The organism is Candidatus Leptovillus gracilis (assembly GCA_016716065.1).
In the GTDB taxonomy this organism is placed as follows: Bacteria; Chloroflexota; Anaerolineae; order Promineifilales; family Promineifilaceae; genus Leptovillus; species Leptovillus gracilis.
This window is the reverse complement of the sequence record JADJXA010000011.1, coordinates 107639-127277: the sequence shown is the minus strand read 5'-3', so window position 1 is coordinate 127277 and position 19639 is coordinate 107639. Positions and strand designations below refer to the sequence as shown.

The following is a 19639-nucleotide window of genomic DNA, read 5'->3' as shown; positions in this document are numbered from 1 at the left end:
GCTGGGTAAGCGATAGTATCAATAGTCGCCTGGTCCACCTCGTTGGTGATTTCCAGGATGAGCTAGGCTGCGCCGAAGATTGGCAAAGAGACTGCGGACTTGCCCAGCTGCAGGACCCAAGCGGCAGCGGCCTCTATCAATTCATCACCGCTGCTATCCCACCCGGCAATTATGAGGTAAATCTCGCCTTTGACCTCGGCGTGAAGCTCCGCGAGGGTGATCCCACCCCCTTCACTGTCAGCGAAGCGGAAGCTGTCATCTTTAATTACGACCCGGCGGCTGATTCCCTAGAAATCACGACCGGCGATCCATCCTTGGCGGCCACTTCCGCTCCGTCCGCCGGAATGCCCGCCCCGGCTGTCGCCCAGCCCAACCTGGTCGTCATCCCCGGCACAATTCAGAGCGTCCTGGGCTGCCCCGGCGATTGGCAGCCAGAATGCGAAGCCACCGCCCTGATTTATAACGAAACCGACCAGCTTTGGTCCAATACCTTCACCATCCCCGCCGGCGATTACGAATACAAAGCCGCCCTCAACGGCAGTTGGGACGTGAACTTTGGGCTGGCCGCCCAGCCCGGCGGCCCTAACGTCCCCTTGTCGCTGGCGCAAGAAACGGCCGTCACTTTCCTCTTCTCCACCCAAACCGGCTGGGTCGCCGACAGCGTCAACAGCGTCATCGCCAACGTACCCGGCAGCTTTCAAGATGAACTGGGCTGCGCCGCCGACTGGCAGGCCGACTGCCTGCGCTCCTGGCTGCAAGACCCCGACGGCGACGGCCTTTTCCTATTCCAGACCGACGCCATCCCCGCCGGTGAGTATGAAGCCCGCGTCGCTGTCGGCCAGAACCCGGATGACAGCTATGGCGAAGGCGGCGCGCTGGATGGAGCCAACATCCCCTTCACCGTCGCCGCCGATGGCGACCTGGTCACATTCGCCTGGGATTCGGCCAGTAACCTGATCAACATTCGCGTCGGTGGCGGTGGCCCGGTGGGCAACATCCGCGAAGCCAAAGCGCATTGGGTCACGACCGATACCATCGCCTGGGACATAACCGCCGACGACAGCAGCACCTACCGCCTGTACTACAGCCTGGACGGCAAACTCAGCCTCAGCTTTAGCGACATCAGTGGCGGCGATTGGCTGCGCCTGACGCCTGATCCGGCCGGTTTACCCGATGGCGTGAAGGAAAAATTCCCCCACCTGGCCGATTACGCCGCCTTCAAAATTGACCGCGCCGACTTTTTTAATGCGCGGTTGGCGTTGAAAGGGCAAATGGCCGTTGCCATGAGCGACGCCGCCGGCGGCCTGTTGGACGCCACCGGCCTACAGATTCCCGGCGTACTGGACGACCTGTTCGCCTACAATGGTCCATTGGGCGTCAGCTACGAAGAGGGCGCCCCGGTGCTGCGCGTCTGGGCGCCCACGGCGCAGCGCGTGCGCCTGGCGCTGTTCCCCGACGACAACCCGGCCGACGCACCCGAATTTTTCCCCATGCGCATAGATTCTAACACCGGCGTCTGGAGCGTGGTCGGCGCGGCCGATTGGGACCGCCGCTATTACCTTTACGAAGTGCAGATCTTCGCTCCCACCACCGGCGCGGTGGAAACCAACCTGGTTACCGACCCCTACTCCTTCAATTTGTCGCTCAACAGCACACTCAGCCAGATTGTCAACCTGGATGACGCCGATTTGCTGCCGGATGGGTGGACGGCCGTCGCCAAACCGCCGCTCGCCGCCCCCGAAGACATCACCATCTACGAACTGCACATCCGCGACTTCAGCATCTACGATGAAAGCGTGCCGGAAATGCTGCGCGGAACCTACATGGCCTTCACCGTAGACAGCGACGGCACGCGCCACTTGGCGGCGTTGGCCGACGCTGGCCTGAGCCACCTCCACCTGCTGCCCAGCTTCGACATCGCCACCATCAACGAAGACGCCGCCGCCCGCGTAGAGCCAGACCCGACCGAATTGGCCGCCTTCCCGCCGGACTCCGAGCAGCAGCAGGCCATTATCGGCGAAGTGCGCGATTTAGATGGGTTCAATTGGGGTTACGATCCATTGCACTACACCGTGCCTGAAGGCAGCTACAGCACCGACCCCACCGGCGTGACGCGCATTGTCGAGTACCGCCAGATGGTGCAGGCGCTGAACCAAATGGGGCTGCGGGTGGTGATGGATGTGGTCTATAATCATACCAACGCCAGCGGCCAAAACGACAAATCGGTACTGGACAGGATTGTGCCCGGCTATTACCACCGCCTCAGCGGCAGCGGCCGTGTCGAAACCTCTACCTGCTGCCAAAACACCGCCACCGAACACGCCATGATGCGCAAACTGATGGTGGATTCGGTCATCACCTGGGCCAAAGAATACAAAGTAGACGCTTTCCGCTTCGACCTGATGGGCCACCATATGCTGGACGATATGCTGGCGGTACGCGCCGCCCTGGACGCGCTGACGTTGGCGAATGATGGCGTAGACGGCCGGGCCATCTACCTCTACGGCGAAGGCTGGAACTTCGGCGAAGTGGCCAACAACGCCCGCGGCGTCAACGCCACCCAATTTAACGCCGCCGGAACCGGCATCGGCGTCTTCAACGACCGGCTGCGCGACGCCGCGCGCGGTGGTTCGCCCTTTGGCGGGCAGCAAGAGCAGGGCTTCATCAACGGCCTCTACTACGACCCCAACGAAACCGATCAGGGCGCGGCATCGGCCCAACTAGACAGCCTGCTCAACTTCGCCGACCTGATTCGCGTCGGGCTGGCCGGCAACCTGGCCGACTACCAATTCACCGGCGCGGCCGGCGTCCTGACCACCGGCGCGGATGTCAGCTACAACGGCAGCCCGGCCGGTTACACCCAGGACCCCCAGGAAAACATCGTCTACGTCTCCAAGCACGACAACGAGACGCTGTTCGACGCCATCCAGTACAAAGCGCCGCTGACGGCCGACATGGACGCCCGCGTGCGGATGCACAACCTGGGCAGCAGCATCGTCATGCTCAGCCAGGGTGTGCCTTTCTTCCAGGCCGGCGATGATCTGCTGCGCTCCAAATCGTTGGACCGCAACAGCTACAATTCCGGCGACTGGTTCAACGCCGTGGATTGGACTGGCAACAGCACCAACTGGGGCAAGGGGCTGCCTGCCGCCGCCGACAACCAGAGCATGTGGCCGGTGATGGGTCCCCTATTGGCTAACCCCGACCTGGCAGCCAGCAGCGAACACACGGCCGTTTCCGCCGCCCACTTCCGCGAATTCCTGCAAATTCGCGCCAGTTCGCCTCTCTTCCGCCTGCAAACGGCCGCTGAGGTGCAGGCGCGGCTGCGTTTTCACAACACCGGGCCAGAGCAAATCCCTGGCGTCATTGTCATGAGCCTGTCGGACCTGGAAGGGGAGAATCTGGACTCGAACTATGCCCTTGTCGTCACGCTGTTTAACGCCAACGACGATCCGCTCAACTTCAGCGCGGCTGATTGGGTGAATTTGCCCCTGGAACTGCATCCGGTGCTGCTCAACTCCGCCGACGCGCTGGTGGCTGAATCCAGCTTTGATGCGGCGACGGGTACGGTTAGCGTGCCAGGACGGACGACGGCCGTTTTCGTCTTACCAGACAGCGCGGTTCAGGCAGAACTGCCGGCAGCCACGATTGAGGCAGAAACGGCCGTGACCGAGGAGTTCCAGCCCGCCGCCACCCCCGAACCCCCAACGACAGCCGAAGCTGAAACCGCTACGGTAACCGCAGATGATGGCGCAAACAATGCCCTGGTTGCTGGTGGGTTGGTAGCAGCCGGAATAGCGGCCGTCGGCGGTGGTCTGTACCTCTGGCGACGCAAACAAACCAATGAATAAAGCAAAATGAATCAGGCGATTCGATAGCACCACAAAGAGCCGAAGGTTTATCAAACCCGTTGGCTCTCTGTGGTGAATTTTTGTGCGGCAACCACATTGCCGCTTTATGTAAATCAATTTTCAGGAGAAAAACAATAAAATGCACGTTGCTTTGTTGGCAAACCTTCAAAAAAATGCGCCCTTGTTGCCCGGCATGTCGCCCGACATGTGGGACGATTTGGATTCCGAAGCAACCATCGAGTCAATCATGACCGCTCTCCGATCGGGCGGCCACGATGTCACCTTTTTGGAAGGGGACAGAAGCCTGTTTGAAAACTTAGTCCGGCTCAAGCCAGACATTTGCTTTAATATTTGTGAAGGCCATTTTGGCGACTCGCGGGAAGCGCAGGTTCCGGCCATCCTGGAAATGCTGCGCATCCCCTACACCGGCTCCCAGGTCCTCACGTTGGCTCTGACCCTGGACAAGCCGATGACCAAGCGTGTCCTCACCTACCATGGCCTGCCAACGCCCCAATTTCAGGTCTTCGAGCGTGTTCACGAACCCATCAGCGCCGATCTGATATTCCCCTTGTTTGTCAAACCGAGCCGCGAAGGCACCGGCATGGGTATCAGCGCCGAATCGGTGGTGCAGAACGAGACCCAACTGCGGACCCAGCTACGCCGATTGTTCGACCGTTATGATCAACCGGTGCTGGCCGAACACTTTATCGAAGGGCGAGAGATTACCGTAGGCGTGGTAGGCAACCTGACCACGCCGGTCGCCTGGCGCGTGCCCGACGATGAAGAAGCGCAGCGTGTCTCCAAGGGGCTTTCGCTGCTGCCGCCGCTGGAAATAGACATGACTCGCTATCCCGACGAAGAAGGGGGCATCTACACCAGCCGCATCAAGACCGAACTGGTACACACCTTCCACTATCTATGCCCGGCGCCAATTGAGCAGGCGATGTTGGATGAGTTAAACTGGTTGACGGCCGCTACTTTTCGTGTCACCGGCTGCCTGGACGTTGCCCGCGTGGATTTTCGCCTGGACGCCAATGATGGTAACAAGCCGTACATTCTGGAAGTGAATCCCCTGCCCGGCCTGAACCCGGAATATTCTGACCTGTGCATCGAAGCCAGGGCGGAGGGCTGGAGCTATGAAGAACTGGTTAACCGTATCTTAAACGAAGCGATAGAACGGTATGGACTATAAGGGCCAGGAGCCGTAATCGGTGGTCAGTGACCAGTGTTCAGTGTTCAGTCGGTGTTACCTCTGGAAAACGCGCACTGAAAACTGAATACTACCCAAAAGACCTGACAGGTTGGCGAAATCTGTCAGGTCTTTCAACTTAAAGGAGGCCCATCTCTTTGGCCTTGAGGGCCGCCTGGGTGCGGTCACGCGCGCCCATTTTGCCGAGAATGTTGGTGACGTGATTCTTCACAGTACCTTCGGCGATATAAAGCTGCGCGGCGATTTCCTTGTTGCTGGCTCCGGTGGATAGCAGCGCTAGAATTTCCCGTTCGCGGTCAGACAGGGGTTCAACTAACGGGGAGGTAGATACGGCCGTTACCGGGGGTACGGCCGTTAACCGGGCAAATTCCGCTACCACTTTGGCGGCAATAGACGGCTGCAAAAAGGATTTACCCTCTGCCGCCAGACGAATTGCCTCGACTAATTTCTCCGAGGGCACATCCTTGAGTAAATAGCCCACCGCCCCGGCGCGCAAGCCATCAAACACGTGGTCGTCGTCATCAAACGTGGTGAGGACGATGATTTTGGTATCGGGCCACTCGGCCAGCAGGCGGCGTGTGGCGGCTGCGCCATCTAAAACCGGCATCCGCAAATCCATCAAAACCACGTCGGGACGCACGGCCGCGGCCAGCACCAACGCTTCCTGGCCGTTGCCCGCTTCGCCTACCACCTCCAGGTCTGGCCAGACCGAAAGAAGGGTGCGCAGCCCTTCCCGAAAAAGTGCCTGATCATCTACCAGTAATACGCGAATGCTCATGAAACCTCCAAAATCTTTGTGAATCTGTGCCCCATTTTACTTCTCAGGCAGGCTTCTGGTAGACGTAATCCGTACTTCGTAATCCGTATTCGTAGCGTGTCGCCTCTGATAAATGCCGGCAATTCCAATTGTGGTAGGGGCGGGACGGCGCGGGCAGGTAACAACCGCAGCGAACGGCTTTTTCCCGCGCCGTCTCGCCCTTTTTCGCCTGGACCGGGCGAGACAGGCGGGAGCAAAGGTGTTGGAGAATGGCCGAGACATTGGCCCGACTGTCCCGCCCCTACGAGCAGGTTGATAATTGGAATTGCTGGATAAATGCCATCGGAAAACGGAATACGGACTTCGGTTAACGGCTCCTACCTCTTAGTAATCGTCTAAGAATAACTTCCTGTTTTTTAGATTGGACCAATCTTGGAGATTGGTCCAATCTGGGCCATGTAATTTCTAGATGATCACTTAGGAATGGTGACGCGCAGGCAAAAGCCGTGGTTGACGGCCGTTTCTATCTCCATATCGCCGTTCAGCAGCAGCACTCGCTCCCGTATGCCCAGCAGCCCAAACCCGCTGCCGGCAGCGGCTGCGCCCAAACCATTGTCGGCCACCATCAACTGCACCTGCTCCGGGTTGGCATAATCCAGCGTCAGATTGGCGCGGGAAGCGCGGGCATGTTTGCGGATATTGGTCAGCCCTTCCTGGGCCACGCGGTAGAGCGTTAACTCGGTCTGAGGGGTCAGAGGGCGGTAATCGCCGTGAAGGGTCAAATCGGTGACGATGCCGGCATTGTTGGATTCCTGGACCAGCGCAGCGATGGCTTGGGGCAACGGCCGTTTAGCCAACGGTGATTCGCGCAGCGAACTGACAGATTGACGCACGGCCGTTAACCCTTCCTGGGTCAACCCCTGCGCCTTGTCCAAAGCGGCCATGGCCCGCTCTGGCTCATGGGCCAACAGCACTTTGGCCGCGCCGATTTGCACATTCACCACCGTCAGGTAATGGCCCAAATTGTCATGAATCTCTCGCGCCAGCCGGTTGCGCTCCTGTGTGGTTGCCAACTCCTCCACCTGCGCGGCATAAGCCGATAAGCGATGGTTGGCCTCTTCCAGGTCGGCCGTCAATTCTTCTGCTTTCTGACGGGCAGTGCGTTCACGCACCCCCTGCTCCGAAAAAACCACCACAAAAAAGATGGCCGGACTAACGCTGAGAGTAAACAAAAAAACAGACTGCCAATCCTGATAACGAAAGCCAATGGAGACGAACATGCCGAACAATATGCCCAGGTAAACCGGCCAACGCCACAGCGGCGACAGATGCTCTACCGCCAGCCCGGCCAGCGGCAAGGAAACCAACCAGATGCCACCCGGACCAATCAACCATTGAATGGCAAAAAGCAGGCCAAGCTGGATGCCAAAGTATAACGGCTTCTTCCAGGCGCCCTGGACGTAATGAAAAAAGAGCCAGTCATAGGCGCAAAGCAGGGAAAAAACCACCCCAAACAGCAGCGCCAAAAAGGTTTCCAACCATGTGCCGGTATAGCCGTTGGCAGAAAAGGCGCCCAGAAACGTGACCAGATAACCGACAGCAACAACAACCAGGATGGAAAGACGGCCGTGTGTTTCCAAGTCTAATTCGGTTCGGTTTGGTCTGGTCATGACATATCTCCTGGCCCGTTACTATACCACATTCACCGGCCCATGTCCGCGCTGCCGCAGATGACAAGCAGTTACAACTACAGTCTGAATTGGTGGAACGCAGCCTCCTTTGTATAATCGGGTGACATACCCAACTGACAGGTGCGCCTCATGAAAAAGAAACTCCGCGGCGTCAAACGACGCGACATTGTATTCGATTATGATCTCTACCGACGCAGCGTGCCCATCCCCGGCGTCGCCGACGCCGAATTGAGCGTGCTGGACTTATGGCCGGAAGGGGCCGAGCGCACCATTCTATTTCTGCACGGCTACGCTGGCGTGCTGGAATCGTGGGAGTTTCAGATCAATTATTTTGCCAGCCACAACTACCGCGTCGTCGCCCCCGATTTGCGCGGACACGGGCAAAGCGATGCGCCTTATACGCGCTATACCATGGACGAACTGGTCGCCGATCTATACGCCATCACCCAGAGGCTCAAGCTGCCGGAGCAGTTTACGTTGGTGGCCCACTCCTTTGGCGGTTCGATTGCCGTGGAATACGCCAACGCCCACCCGGAGCAGTTAGAAAAGCTGGTTCTCATCGCTACGGCCGGAGAGTACCCGCTGCCCTGGTTTGCCAAGTGGCTGCTGAAGCTGCCGTTGAACTGGCTGCGGCCGTTCTGGAAATATCGCACTCGCTTCGACGCCGAAATCCACGTCGTCAAAAATATGATGGCCAATAATATGCAGCATTGGCAGGGCTGGTCGCTGATGCGCAACATCAGCACGCCCACGCTGATTATCACCGGCGAACGGGACAATTATTTCCCGCGCCGCGTCTTTGAAGACGTAGGCAAGATGATCCCCGATGCCGAAGTGATTGACGTGGGATCGGCCAAACACAAGGTGCAGTTAGAGCGCCATCAGGCTGTCACCCGGGCCATCGAACGGTTCGCCGACGGCCGTCCGCGAACCTGGCGCGACGCCATTAGCCGGGATAATCCGCTGCACGGCCGTATCTGGCTCAAAAGTTACAGCCCCGGCACACCCCCATCCATCCCGATACCCAAACGGCCGTTGCCCGACTTTCTGGAAAGCGCCGCCCATTGGCTGCCGCGCCGCCCGGCCATCCACTTCTACGGCTCGCAGCTTACCTACAAAGAACTCAACGAGCAGGTCAACCAGATGAGCCACGTCTTTCACGGCTTAGGGGTGCGTCCCGGCGACCGGGTGATGATCATCCTGCCCAACATGCCGCAGATGGTGGTGGCCTTTTACGGCGTGCTGCGCGCCGGCGGCGTGGTGGTGCTGCCCAACGCCGAAGCCGACACCACCACCATCATCCGCCAGGTGCGCGAAACGCAGCCCAAAGTGCTGGTAACAGTCCACAGCTTCAGCCAGTTGGCCCAGGCCATCAAGCAGATGACCGGCCTGAACGAGTTCATATTTGCCGATTTACGCACGGCCGTTTCCCACGCCGTCTACCAGAAACTCATCGCCCGCTTTGGCATTGCCGATGACGAAGAGCGGCATAAAGCCATTGCCCGCGAAGTCGGCCAGCGCATGTTCACCGTGCGTCAGGACGCTCCCATCACACCGTTGGGCATCGAAGTGCAGCCCGATGACCTGGCCGCCATCCTCTACACCAGCGGCACTACCGGCCTGTCCAAAGGCGTCGCGCTCACCCATCACAACCTGGTCGCCAATACCCTGCAAACCCGCCACTGGGTCCCCGACCTGACTTACGGCCAGGAAGTCTTTCTCTCCGTCGTGCCGCTGCTGCACAGCTATGGTCTCATCAGCGCCATGAGCGTGCCCATTGCCGTGGCCGCCACTCTGGTTCTGCTGCCCGTCTTCGACACCCCCCAGGTGCTAGAGCATATCCGCGACCACAAAGTAACGATGTTTCCCGGCGTGCCTTCCATGTACATGGCAATTAACCAGACGCCCGACGTGCGCAGTTATGGTCTGTCCAGTGTGAAGGCGTGCATCAGCGGCGCGGCCCCACTGCCCGTTGAGGTGCAAGAGGCGTTCGAGAAGCTGAGTCACGGTCGTCTCGTCGAAGGCTACGGCCTCACCGAAGCCTCGCCCGTCACGCACGCCAACCCGCTTTATGGCTTGCGCAAACCTGGCTCCATTGGCGTGCCGCTGCCCAACACCGACGCCAAAATCATCAGCTTCATTACTGGTGAAGATCTCCCCGTTGGGCAGATCGGCGAGCTGGTCATACGCGGTCCGCAAGTGATGCAGGGCTACTGGCAGGCCGATGGCACTTTGGATAACGCCATCGTCCTGGATGATGGCTGGCTGGACACAGGCGACGTGGCCGTGCAAGACGAAGACGGCTACTTCCGCATTATCAGCCGCAAAAAAGACACCATTGTCTTCGGCGAATACACCGTGTTTCCCCGCGACGTGGAGGAGGTACTATACGAAAATCCGCGCGTTTTAGAGGTGGCCGTCGTGGGTATTGGTCGCGCCGAAGAAGGGCAAAAAGTGAAGGCGTTTGTTGTCCCCCGCCCCGGGGCCAACATCAACAAAGAGGAACTGTTAGACCTGTGCCGCCGCCGTCTGGACCCTTACGCTGTGCCCTGGGACATTGAGTTCCGCGAGGAACTGCCCAAATCCTTTATTGGCAAGGTCTTGCGCCGCCTGCTGGTGCAAGACCAACAATCAGCCGACAACCGTCAACAATGATCCGTAACCCGTTGATTGTCCCCCATAAACAGTTGGTTAATGATCATGCGCCGAACAAAAAGCACTTTTTTACTTCTTAGCGTCCTCAGCGCCGCCGCCGCCGCTGGCTTTTTCTTCAAGGCCCGGCTCTTTTCGCGTCTGTTAGAGGAGCAAACTTCCGATGAGGTGCTGTTCCGCGCCGACCCCCACGACAAAGTCATCGCTCTGACAATTGATGATGGCCCCCACGATGAGCTGACGCCGGAGATTTTAGACGCGCTGGCCGAGCTGCAAGTGCCCGCCACCTTTTTCATTATCGGCAGCCAGGTCCCCGGCAATGAGGCAGTGATGCGCCGCATCGTAGCCGAGGGGCACGAACTGGGCAATCACCTGATGAGTGACCAGCGTTCCATCACTCTGGACGCCGGCGAATTTGACCGTCAATTGGCGGAAACCCACGCGCTGATTGCCCCGTTTGGGCCGGTACGCTGGTTCCGGCCCGGTTCGGGCTTTTATAATACGCGCATGTTGGAGCAGATACGGCCGTATCGCTACCGCTGCGTTGTCGGTTCCATTTACCCTTACGACGCCCAGTTCCACTCTGTTGAATTTGCCACCGGTTACATTTTGGGCAACGTGCAGCCGGGGTCTATCATTGTGCTGCACGATGGATGCTGCGACCGGGAAGGCACGGTGGAGGTGCTGCGCCGGGTTGTGCCCGCCCTGAAAAAGCGTGGCTACCGCTTCGCGACTCTGTCAGACCTGACAGCTCTCTGAGAACTGTCAGGTCTGTTTTGCAGTTTAATAACGCAGCACCAGCGCAATGCGCTGATGCTGTTCTAACTGCCCATTGTCCACAAAGACGACCTGCCCCTGCTTGGACAAAACCATCTCAATAATCTCATTCACGGCGTCGGTCATTACATCTGGCGCAGTGGGGTCGTCGGCGGCAAAAAGGAGACGGCCGTCTTCACTGAGACGCCCAGGAAAGTGGAAATCCTGCTCCACCAGCAGCAGCCGGCCGCGCCCTTCTTGCGCCAACCGCCACACCTGTTCGGCCGTGGAGACAAACTTCCGCTGCCCGACGGCTCGCCCCAATACATCCAGGTATTCCAACCGCCGCTGCGTTTCGACTTCCTCCATCAGCGGCCAGACCAATTTGCCCAATTCATGTGGGGCGGCTTTGTCGTAGTTGCCCTGTAAGGTTGCCGCGACTGCGCCGGGGCGCGCCGTCACCTCTTGGAAGAAGGCCAGGTAGCGGTCCACCCCCACCACAACCAGGGGCAGTTCATCGTCGGTGTAAAATGGCTTAAACGCCTCGTCCACCTGGCGGAAAAACTGGCGGTGGCGTTCATCCCGGTAAGCCGACGCCTGGACCGCCGGATCGGTGGGCACGGCTTTGCCTCTGGTTGCGCCAGTATGGACCAGCGGGAAGCCTTCTTCACGAATTTCAATTAATTCTTCACGCACACCTTCAAACAGGCGAGTCGAATTTTCGCTGAGGGCCAATACCCAGTAACGGGTGGTACGATTGAGCGCGTAGACCAGGTCGCGGGTGGCAAAGGTCTCATCAATCACAACGCGCTCATTTAAGGTAAACGGCAGGTACAAGATGCGGCTAATGTCCTGGTTGACAAAGATCGCCAGGCCATCTAGCGTGCCGCGATAATCAATCTCGTTGGCCGCCTGCTCCAGACGGGCGAGTATGGTCTCCATTTCGCGTTTGCTGAACTCTTGCAGCAGCCGGTTGCCCGCTTCCAGAACCAGGTTACGCACCCGGATAGGATCCTGGCGATTGTCCGGGGAGGTGCGGTGCGTTGGCAGCAAGATGCTGATGGCCGGGTAGCCACGGAATTGTTGCAGCAGTTGCACATCATGTTTATTCATAGCTGTCTTTCTCCTATATTTTTGTAGGTCAGGTTACCCCAAATAACCGGGATAGAGATTATAGCGCCAAACGGTTGTCTGCACACTGCTGGCGCAGTGTGTCAGCCATCTTTTAACATTTCCAGCGCCGCCAACTGTCCTGGCGCGCCCATAATGCCGCCGCCAGGGTGCGTGCCGGAGCCGCACTGCCAGTACCCTTTGATGGGCGTGCGGTATTTGGCCCAGCCGGCCGCCGGCCGTAAGAAAAATAACTGCGATAGGCTCAATTCCCCCTGGAAGATGTTGCCCTGCGACAGCCCGATCATCTCCTCGATGTCCAGCGGCGTCAGCACTTGCCGGTGGAGGATGATGTTCTTCAGGTTGGGCATGTATTGGCTTAGGGTGTCAATTACCGCATCGCCGAACGCTTCGCGCCTGGCATCGTTCCAACCGCCGTTAAGGTCGTAGGGGGCATATTGCACAAAGCAGGACATGACGTGTTTGCCGGGTGGGGCCATGCCCGGGTCTATGACGGAGGGGAGGATGCAGTCTATGTACGGCCGTTGACTAAACTCGCCATATTTCGCCTCATCATACGCCCGCTCGATGTAATCTATGCTGGGGCTGATGGAGATCGCCCCGGCCAGGTGGCGGCCGGGGCCGGGCATACAGGTCAGGTCGGGCAGGACATCCAGGGCCAGATTGACTTTGCCGGATGAGCCGCGTGTGTTGAATTTGTGGATGGATGCGACCAGATCGGTTGGCAGCTGCTTCGGGTCTACCAGTTTGAGGAAGGTCAGTTTGGGGTCCAGGCTGGAGGCGACGGCGTCAGCGTAGATTTCGTCGCCGTTTTCCAAGGCGACGCCGATGGCTCGATTGTTCTTGACAATGACCTGAGCGACCGGGGCGTTGCAGCGAATCTCCGCGCCCCACGCCTGTGCAGCGCGGGCTATAGCGTCGGCGACGCCGCCTGTGCCGCCCTTGGCGAAGCCCCAGGCGCGAAAAGCGCCATCAATCTCGCCCATGTAATGGTGCAGCAGGACGTAGGCCGTGCCCGGCGAGCGCGGCCCCAGGTAGGTCCCGATAATGCCGCTGGCCGACATCGTGCCCTTGAGCGGGTCGGACTCGAACCATTGGTCGAGAAAGTCGGCGGCGCTCATGGTCATCAGTTTGGCCAGCAGGTAAAGCTGCTCTTCGCCCAGGCCCAGAAAGTGGCGGGCCATGTCCAGCAGGCTGAGCCAATCGGCGGGATTGCGCGAAGTGGGGTCGGGCGGGACCATGCTGAGGATATATTTGACCGCTTTGGCCATGAAGTACATGGAACGGCCGTAATCGTCATACGCCCCGGCGTCTCGTTCCGAGTGGCGGGCGATGTCGCGCAGGCTGCGGTAATGGTCGCCATCGCGGTAGAGGTAGTCGCCGTTGGCCAGCGGCGTGAGGGTGCTCTCCAGCGGCAGGATGGTCAGGCCGTGCCGGGCAAGCTGCAAATCGCGCACGATGTCCGGCCGCAGCAGGCTGACGACGTAGGAGAAGACGGTGTATTTGAAGCCGGGGTAGATTTCTTCGCTGACGCTGGCCCCGCCGACCAGGTAGCGCTTTTCCAGCACCAGCACTTTTTTGCCTGCTTTGGCCAGGTAGGCGGCCGTGATCAGCCCATTGTGCCCGCCGCCGATGATGATGGCATCATATTGTTGTTTCATGTGGTTGTTCTTGTTTTTCGTAAAATGTTATGCCGACACGCCTGATGTGATCCAACAAGTCGGCGTCACTGATCTGGCTGTGAATAGACAAGTCATTGGTGTAGGGCAAGTACAGATCGTCAATCTCAGCAATAATCTGATACAAAATCTTGAGGGTTAAATCTTGTTTGCCTACCAACGTCAAGTCAATGTCTGAACCCCGTTTGGCGCTGCCTTTCGCACGCGAACCATACAGGATCGCTTTTTACCTGGGGATACCGGGCCGGGCCAGGACAGTGCTAATTTGTTGGATAACGGACAGCTTCAAACCAAATGTCACGTCTGTTCTTCCTGTTTAATACGGTTCATTTTGCGTTGGAAGGTGATGAACTCGGCAAAATAGGTGCTGCGGATGGCGGTGGCGATTTTAACGGCCGTGCTTTCATTAAACGTATGCGACGTTAAATTACGACTAATAATCATCTCCATCCACGCCTCCCCGTTTTCAGTCTCCAATCTCCAGTCTCCAATCTCTAATCTCTTTTCCACGCTGGCTCATAAAACGGCGTCTTCACCACCGTTGCCTGCACCCGTTCGCGGCCATATTCCACCGTCACCTCCATTTGCACGGCCGTGCCCGGCGTGGCATATTCCGTCAGCACCGTGCCGATGGCGATGTACTGCTTGAGGATGGGCGAGAAGGTCTGGCTGGTGGCCTGGCCGATCTGCTGGCGATTGTTTTGGTAGAGGGGAACGGCCGTGCGCGAAGCCCGCCCCGCCACTTTCGGCGGTAAATTCTCCCGCGCAAACAATCGCTCCAGGTCGGTCCAATCAATGTGCAGCCCGACAAAGGCCCATTTGGATCCGCGCGCCTGCTCCGCCCGCAGCGCCTTGCGGCCGATAAAATTCCCCTTGCCCAGGTCCACCGCCCAGCCCAGCCCCAACTCATAGGGCGACGATTTTTGCGCCTCGCTGACGGCGTATTGGACGGAGATGTAGTCCACTTCGATCAGCAGCAGCCCGGCTTCAATGCGGGCGATGTCCAGGGCCACCATGCCGACGGGCAGCGCGCCGTAACGCACCCCGGTCTCCATCAGGCGGTCCCAAATCGGCTCAGCGTCTCCTGGGCGCAGCCAGAGTTCGTAGCCCAGGTCGCCGGTGTAGCCGGTACGCGAGACGGTGACAGGGTACTCATCGAGCGTGCCCTGCGCGAAGCGGAAGAAGGGCAGTTTATCGAAGTTGATGTCGTGGATCAGCTCTTTGAGGATGGCGCGGCTGCTAGGGCCTTGCAGGGACAGGGCGGCCAGATCGGCCGACACGTCCACCACGCGGGCGTCCAGGCCGTAGCCCACATCCTGAAACCAACGTAGATTCGGATCGGCGGCAGTTATGCGGAAATGGTTTTCGGCCAGACGATGGACCGTGCCATCGTCTATCACGCTGCCATCTTCGTTGCACCAGGGGGTGTACAATACCTGCCCCACGCGGCATTTGCTCACGTCACGGGTGATGATGCGGTCCACCAGCCGGGCGGCGTCCGGGCCGCTGATTTCGTACTTGAACAGCGGCGACACGTCGATCAGGGCGGCGCTGTTGCGGATGGCGTAATACTCGCGCTCATGGGAGGGTTCATAAACGGCCGCCGCCAGGTAGCCGGCCCAGGTACGCCATTCATGACTTTCGCATACAGCCGCTGCACGGCCGTGAAAGGGAGTCGGTTGTGGCATAAACACTCCTCGTAGATGGTTCACTGGTAGCAGTGATAGGTATTCAGTGACCAGTTTCCAGTCGGCATTGCCTCTGAAAAACACACAGTGAAAACTGAATACTGGCTCCTGAATACTTCCACTATGGCGGTTGGTCTTGGCTAACAAGCGATCAACGCAGCCAACTTCTTCGCCCCAAAATCGTACCACTTATTGGCGGACAGGCAACTGGAAGTTGACATTGTGTTTTTATTACACTATTATTTAGTGTTATAAATACACTTAACTAACCAAGAACAGCCCTGGCGCAACAAACCATGACCCAACAAACCATCATCATCAATCAACAAACCATTACCCTGGATGCCACGCAGGTGATTCAGTCGGGCGGCGAGGGCATGGTGTTTGGTCTGGGGGAGACGGCCGTAAAACTCTACCACCAGCCCCGACCCGCCCACGCCGCCAAACTACGCCACCTGCTAAACAGCGGCCTCAGCCAACGCCTGCCGCCCGGTGTGCTTGGCCCCTCAGCCCTGGCAACCGACCAACGCGGGCTGGTGATCGGCTTTCAGATGGCCCGGCTGCCAGTCGGCAGCGCGCCCATCAAAAAGCTGTCCAACCTCCATTTTCGCCACCAGCAGGGCATCACCACTGCCGACGTCCTGGCGCTGTTCCAACGAATCCACGCCACCCTCAGCGCCCTACACCGGCTTGGCGTCATCGTTGGCGACCTCAACGACCAGAATATATTCCTCACGCCAGGGGCGCGTCTCTCCGGCCTGCCGGCCTGGTTGGACGTGGACAGCTACCAGATCAGCCCCTTCCCCTGCCCGGTGGCGATGGAGCTGTTCCTCGACCCCCAGCTTTATGGCGTGGCTGACTTCGGCCAACGGCCGTATTTCTCCCAGGCCACCGACTGGTATGCGTTTTTTGTCTTGTTGGTGCGCAGCTTGCTCGGCGTGCATCCTTATGGCGGCGTCCACCCGCAGCACAAAACGCTGGCCGCCCGTGCCCAGGCCGGTGTGAGCATTTTGCACCCCGCTGTGGTCTATCCCGCAGCGGCCGTACCACCGGCGTCCCTCTCGCCCGCCCTGCGCCAACATGTGCGTGACGTGTTTGAACGCGGCCAGCGTGGGTCATTTCCGGTTGCGCTTCTTAATGGCTATACGAATAATCAGATAGACGTATTACCCGTTTTGACGGCCGTACCCGACCAGACAACAGCCACCGCCGCCTGCCTGCTGACCACGCCTGGTTCTATTGAGGCGGTGCGGGTGATGGATAACGGCCGTTTACGGGCAGTCGTACATGACGGCGAGCAGTTCCGGCTGGTGGAGTTGGGCATCGGTGGCATCCTGCGGGAAACCGCCCTGTTTAACGGGCGCGCCGGCTGTCGCTTTGCTTTGTTTGGCGATGGTCTGGCGGTAAACCCGCCGGACAGCCAGCAGCTATTGCTGTTGGACATCGGCGGTGGGCAGCCGCGCAAGATGCAGATGTTGGCGACGGAACTGTTTGGCGAAACGGCCGTGTTCGCTGCCACACCCCGCCACCTTTACCGCATCGCCGGGAATTGGATCATGCGCGGGGCGATGCAGCGCGGTCTGTACGTGGAGGAAGCCATCGCCACCGCCCACCGGCGGCAGACGCAGTTTTGGGCCTCGCCGTATGGCCCCACGCTGGCCGGCTATCATCGTGTCTTCGCCGAACAGCGCTGCTTTGTGTGGCACGACACGGCCGTTTACGATGTAGCTCTGCCGGCCCTGGCAGCGGGGGAAAGTGTGCGGGAGACGGCCGTCACCTTTGGCCCATCTTCCATCGCCTTCTGGCGCAAGGGCAGTCGGCGCGGCACGCTGTTCACTGACCTGACACTGCTAAACCATCACGGCCGGGTGGAACAGCATATCAGCGGCGTGGAAGAGATGTATCAACCCGGTTTGTATCCATTCATGGGGTTAGGAGCAAGCGGCGGACGGCCGCTGCCCTCCACCCTGGCTGCCACAAGCATCACGCAGCTGCATGACCATCCGGCCGGCGTCATCGCCCAGACCGCCAGACAGCTTTTCCTCATCTAAAAACGACGCAGCAGCGCCACATACCCGCGCAGCGCCTTGTCCATTTTGGCGATGCTGATGCTTTCTCCGGCTACGTGCGCCTGCGCTTCTTCGGCCGGCGAATAACCGATGATGGGGATGCCATAGGGGGCAAAGTGACGGCCGTCGGTAGCAAACTGGTAGCTAAACAAATCGGCCGACCGCCCCATGCCGGCATCAATGGCCGCTTTGGCCCGTGTGACCACAGCGCTGTCTGGCGGGGTGTAGAAGCCGTAAATCGTCTCGTCGGAGTCGGGCAGCGGCGTGTCGGGCGCGTCCCAAGCGCTGCTGATGTCGTGGGGCCAATCGCCGACCAGAGCGTGGATGAAGGCTTGCAGGCTGTTGGCGCTTTCGGCGGCCGTGCGAAAATCCAGCAGCACACGCGCCCAGGCGGGAGTGACGTTGCCGCTCTTGGTATCTACCTCCACGATGGTGGGGGCGACAGTGGTGGGGCCTAACAGAGGATGACGTCCCAGTTCGTCTTTGTGCGCCTGCAAGGCTTGCAAAAAATCGGCTAATTTGTAGTTGGGATTACACCCTTTTTCCGGCACGCTGGCATGGACGGAACGGCCGTGCAGCCGCAGCCACATCTGCAAAATCCCCCGATGCCCCACGGCAATGTCATTGTTGGAAGGTTCGCCCAGGACCACCAGGGCCACCGGATAATCCAGGTTTTCCACCCAGAATCTGGCCCCCGCGCCGCCAATTTCCTCCTGCACCACGCCGCTAAACACGACATCGCGGCGCGGGCGTTCGCCATGACGAATGAGTCCGGCCAGGGCGTACACCTGCACTGCCAGCGGTCCTTTAATATCCGCCGCGCCGCGGCCGACGATACGGCCGTCTACAATCTCGGCGGCGAATGGCGGCGTGGGCCACAGGGCCAGGTCGCCGGGGTCTACGTGGTCGGTGTGGCTGTTGAGGACCAACGCCGGCAAGCTGCGGTCCTGGCCGTAAAGACGGCCGTTGACGTTGCCCATCGCATCCAGCCACACTTCGTCGCAGCCCAGGGCGCGTAGTTCGGCGGCAGCCAATTCGGCTAACGGCCGTTCGGCAAAGGGCATACTCGGCGTCTGCACCAATCGTTGGGCAAAGCGCACACAATCCGCTAAAAGGGCGTCCCAGTCCATCATTTCCCCTTCCATGTAGGGATCACGGCCGTTCAGCCGCGCCCTCTTTCTCCAACCGGTAGATGGCATACAGGGCCACCACCGCGGCTACGGCAGCGATGAGATACCCTTCGGCCACGGTGGCCTTGGTGACAAAGAGACCAATCATGCCAAATGCCCCGGTGATGAGGTACAGCAGCAAAACAGCTTCGCGTTGGCTGTAGCCCCTATTCACCAGCCGGTGGCTGGTGTGATCTTTCCCAGCCGTGTTAGGGCTAACGCCACGCCGAATGCGCGAAATCACCACCAGCGTCGTATCAAAAATAGGCAGACCCAAGATAAATACCGGGACCATCCAGGTGACAAAACTGACGTTGCCAGGAAAGCGCAGTTGCAGCCCTAAAATCGCCAGCGAAAAGCCCAAAAACAGAGAACCCGCATCCCCCATAAAAATCTGCGCCGGTTTAAAGTTGTAGCGCAGAAATCCCAGACAAGACCCCAAAATAGCCGCCGCCAGCGCCGATACCAGGAATTGATTGTTCTGCAGGCCGAGCAGCAGCATAAACGACGCCGCCACCGCGCTGACGCCGGCGCTCAGACCATCCATGTTATCCAGGAAATTGATGGCGTTGCTGATGCCCGCCAGCCACAAGAAGGTGAGCAGGTAATTGAGCGCATCGGGGATGGGAAGCTGCACGCGGATGCCGAAGTAAGCCAGGACCAGAAAAGCCAGGAACTGCGCGCCTAACTTGGCCCAGGCCGGCAGCCCAATGCGGTCGTCTACCAGACCAACCAGGGCGACCAGACTAAGCGCCAGGGCGACGCCGATCACTGAACTGGCCAGGCCGTTGGCAAAGGCCAACACCGCAATCATCGCCCCACCAAAGATGGCGACGCCGCCCATTAAGGGAATGGGGTCGGTGTGCAATTTGCGCTGCGCCGGGGCGTCTACAAAACCGAGGCCAATGGCCGCTTTACGCACCCAGGGGATGCTAACGGCCGTTACCGCCAGGGCAATCACAAATATCACCAGAACCGCTTGCACG

General features: G+C 59.2%; 13 protein-coding genes and 1 pseudogene. 5 read left to right on the top strand and 9 right to left on the bottom strand.

The genetic code is table 11. The annotated features are described in order from the left end of the window. The first annotated feature begins 344 nt into the window (after positions 1-344). Together pulA and IPM39_21630 are read left to right on the top strand one after the other, a co-directional pair. Complete coding sequence (gene pulA, locus IPM39_21635) at positions 345-3851, top strand: pullulanase-type alpha-1,6-glucosidase (protein MBK8988638.1); 3507 nt, start codon at positions 345-347, stop codon at positions 3849-3851. A gap of 247 nt (positions 3852-4098) precedes the next feature. Beyond that, a complete protein-coding gene (locus IPM39_21630) occupies positions 4099-5043 on the top strand; it encodes a D-alanine--D-alanine ligase (GenBank protein MBK8988637.1) in 945 nt (314 codons plus the stop codon). Positions 5044-5179: 136 nt separating this feature from the next. Here the strand turns inward: IPM39_21630 and IPM39_21625 are convergent, their stop codons facing one another. After that, positions 5180-5839 carry a response regulator transcription factor gene (locus tag IPM39_21625; GenBank protein ID MBK8988636.1) on the bottom strand — a complete coding sequence of 220 codons (660 nt, stop codon included), beginning with the start codon at positions 5837-5839 and terminating at the stop codon, positions 5180-5182. Positions 5840-6291: 452 nt separating this feature from the next. Next, the gene (locus IPM39_21620) at positions 6292-7488 is read right to left on the bottom strand and encodes a sensor histidine kinase (protein MBK8988635.1); all 1197 of its coding nucleotides are present in this window, start codon (positions 7486-7488) and stop codon (positions 6292-6294) included. A gap of 150 nt (positions 7489-7638) precedes the next feature. On the opposite strand from IPM39_21620, the gene IPM39_21615 reads away from it, so the two are divergent. Together IPM39_21615 and IPM39_21610 are read left to right on the top strand one after the other, a co-directional pair. After that, the gene (locus IPM39_21615; protein ID MBK8988634.1) at positions 7639-10164 is read left to right on the top strand and encodes an alpha/beta fold hydrolase; all 2526 of its coding nucleotides are present in this window, start codon (positions 7639-7641) and stop codon (positions 10162-10164) included. A 45-nt stretch (positions 10165-10209) separates the two neighbouring features. After that, entirely contained in the window at positions 10210-10920 is a 711-nt protein-coding gene (locus tag IPM39_21610; GenBank protein MBK8988633.1) for a polysaccharide deacetylase family protein, read from the top strand. A gap of 24 nt (positions 10921-10944) precedes the next feature. Here IPM39_21610 and IPM39_21605 read toward each other — a convergent pair whose 3' ends face one another. From IPM39_21605 to IPM39_21585, 5 genes and pseudogenes are all read right to left on the bottom strand, one after another. After that, entirely contained in the window at positions 10945-12030 is a 1086-nt protein-coding gene (locus IPM39_21605) for a hypothetical protein (protein ID MBK8988632.1), read from the bottom strand. Between the two features lie 101 nt (positions 12031-12131). Continuing rightward, positions 12132-13709 carry an NAD(P)/FAD-dependent oxidoreductase gene (locus tag IPM39_21600; protein MBK8988631.1) on the bottom strand — a complete coding sequence of 526 codons (1578 nt, stop codon included), beginning with the start codon at positions 13707-13709 and terminating at the stop codon, positions 12132-12134. After that, positions 13693-14028, bottom strand: a pseudogene (locus tag IPM39_21595) (nucleotidyltransferase domain-containing protein). Before IPM39_21595 ends, IPM39_21600 begins: the two are co-directional and overlap by 17 nt. Then, on the bottom strand, positions 14025-14177 hold the full coding sequence (locus IPM39_21590) for a nucleotidyltransferase substrate binding protein (protein ID MBK8988630.1): 153 nt from the start codon (positions 14175-14177) through the stop codon (positions 14025-14027). The pseudogene IPM39_21595 and the gene IPM39_21590 overlap by 4 nt, the downstream one beginning before the upstream one ends. A 44-nt stretch (positions 14178-14221) precedes the next feature. After that, positions 14222-15421 carry an aminomethyl transferase family protein gene (locus IPM39_21585; GenBank protein ID MBK8988629.1) on the bottom strand — a complete coding sequence of 400 codons (1200 nt, stop codon included), beginning with the start codon at positions 15419-15421 and terminating at the stop codon, positions 14222-14224. A 290-nt stretch (positions 15422-15711) separates the two neighbouring features. On the opposite strand from IPM39_21585, the gene IPM39_21580 reads away from it, so the two are divergent. Beyond that, positions 15712-17466: a hypothetical protein gene (locus tag IPM39_21580; protein MBK8988628.1), complete on the top strand. Its 1755-nt coding sequence runs from the start codon at positions 15712-15714 to the stop codon at positions 17464-17466. Here the strand turns inward: IPM39_21580 and IPM39_21575 are convergent. Beyond that, entirely contained in the window at positions 17463-18683 is a 1221-nt protein-coding gene (locus tag IPM39_21575) for a M20/M25/M40 family metallo-hydrolase (protein ID MBK8988627.1), read from the bottom strand. The two genes, IPM39_21580 and IPM39_21575, sit on opposite strands and share 4 nt — an antisense overlap. Then, the gene (locus IPM39_21570; protein MBK8988626.1) at positions 18637-19638 is read right to left on the bottom strand and encodes an undecaprenyl/decaprenyl-phosphate alpha-N-acetylglucosaminyl 1-phosphate transferase; all 1002 of its coding nucleotides are present in this window, start codon (positions 19636-19638) and stop codon (positions 18637-18639) included. The genes IPM39_21575 and IPM39_21570 overlap by 47 nt, the downstream gene beginning before the upstream one ends. Between the last annotated feature and the right edge of the window lies 1 nt (position 19639).

Bases quoted from the DNA above. Each gene is read 5' to 3' on its own strand.
- pulA (MBK8988638.1), top strand. From the start codon at position 345: ATGCCCGCCCCGGCTGTCGCCCAGCCCAACCTGGTCGTCATCCCCGGC.
- IPM39_21630 (MBK8988637.1), top strand. From the start codon at position 4,099: ATGACCGCTCTCCGATCGGGCGGCCACGATGTCACCTTTTTGGAAGGG.
- IPM39_21625 (MBK8988636.1), bottom strand. From the start codon at position 5,839: ATGAGCATTCGCGTATTACTGGTAGATGATCAGGCACTTTTTCGGGAA.
- IPM39_21620 (MBK8988635.1), bottom strand. From the start codon at position 7,488: ATGACCAGACCAAACCGAACCGAATTAGACTTGGAAACACACGGCCGT.
- IPM39_21615 (MBK8988634.1), top strand. From the start codon at position 7,639: ATGAAAAAGAAACTCCGCGGCGTCAAACGACGCGACATTGTATTCGAT.
- IPM39_21610 (MBK8988633.1), top strand. From the start codon at position 10,210: ATGCGCCGAACAAAAAGCACTTTTTTACTTCTTAGCGTCCTCAGCGCC.
- IPM39_21605 (MBK8988632.1), bottom strand. From the start codon at position 12,030: ATGAATAAACATGATGTGCAACTGCTGCAACAATTCCGTGGCTACCCG.
- IPM39_21600 (MBK8988631.1), bottom strand. From the start codon at position 13,709: ATGAAACAACAATATGATGCCATCATCATCGGCGGCGGGCACAATGGG.
- IPM39_21590 (MBK8988630.1), bottom strand. From the start codon at position 14,177: ATGGAGATGATTATTAGTCGTAATTTAACGTCGCATACGTTTAATGAA.
- IPM39_21580 (MBK8988628.1), top strand. From the start codon at position 15,712: ATGACCCAACAAACCATCATCATCAATCAACAAACCATTACCCTGGAT.
- IPM39_21575 (MBK8988627.1), bottom strand. From the start codon at position 18,683: ATGCCATCTACCGGTTGGAGAAAGAGGGCGCGGCTGAACGGCCGTGAT.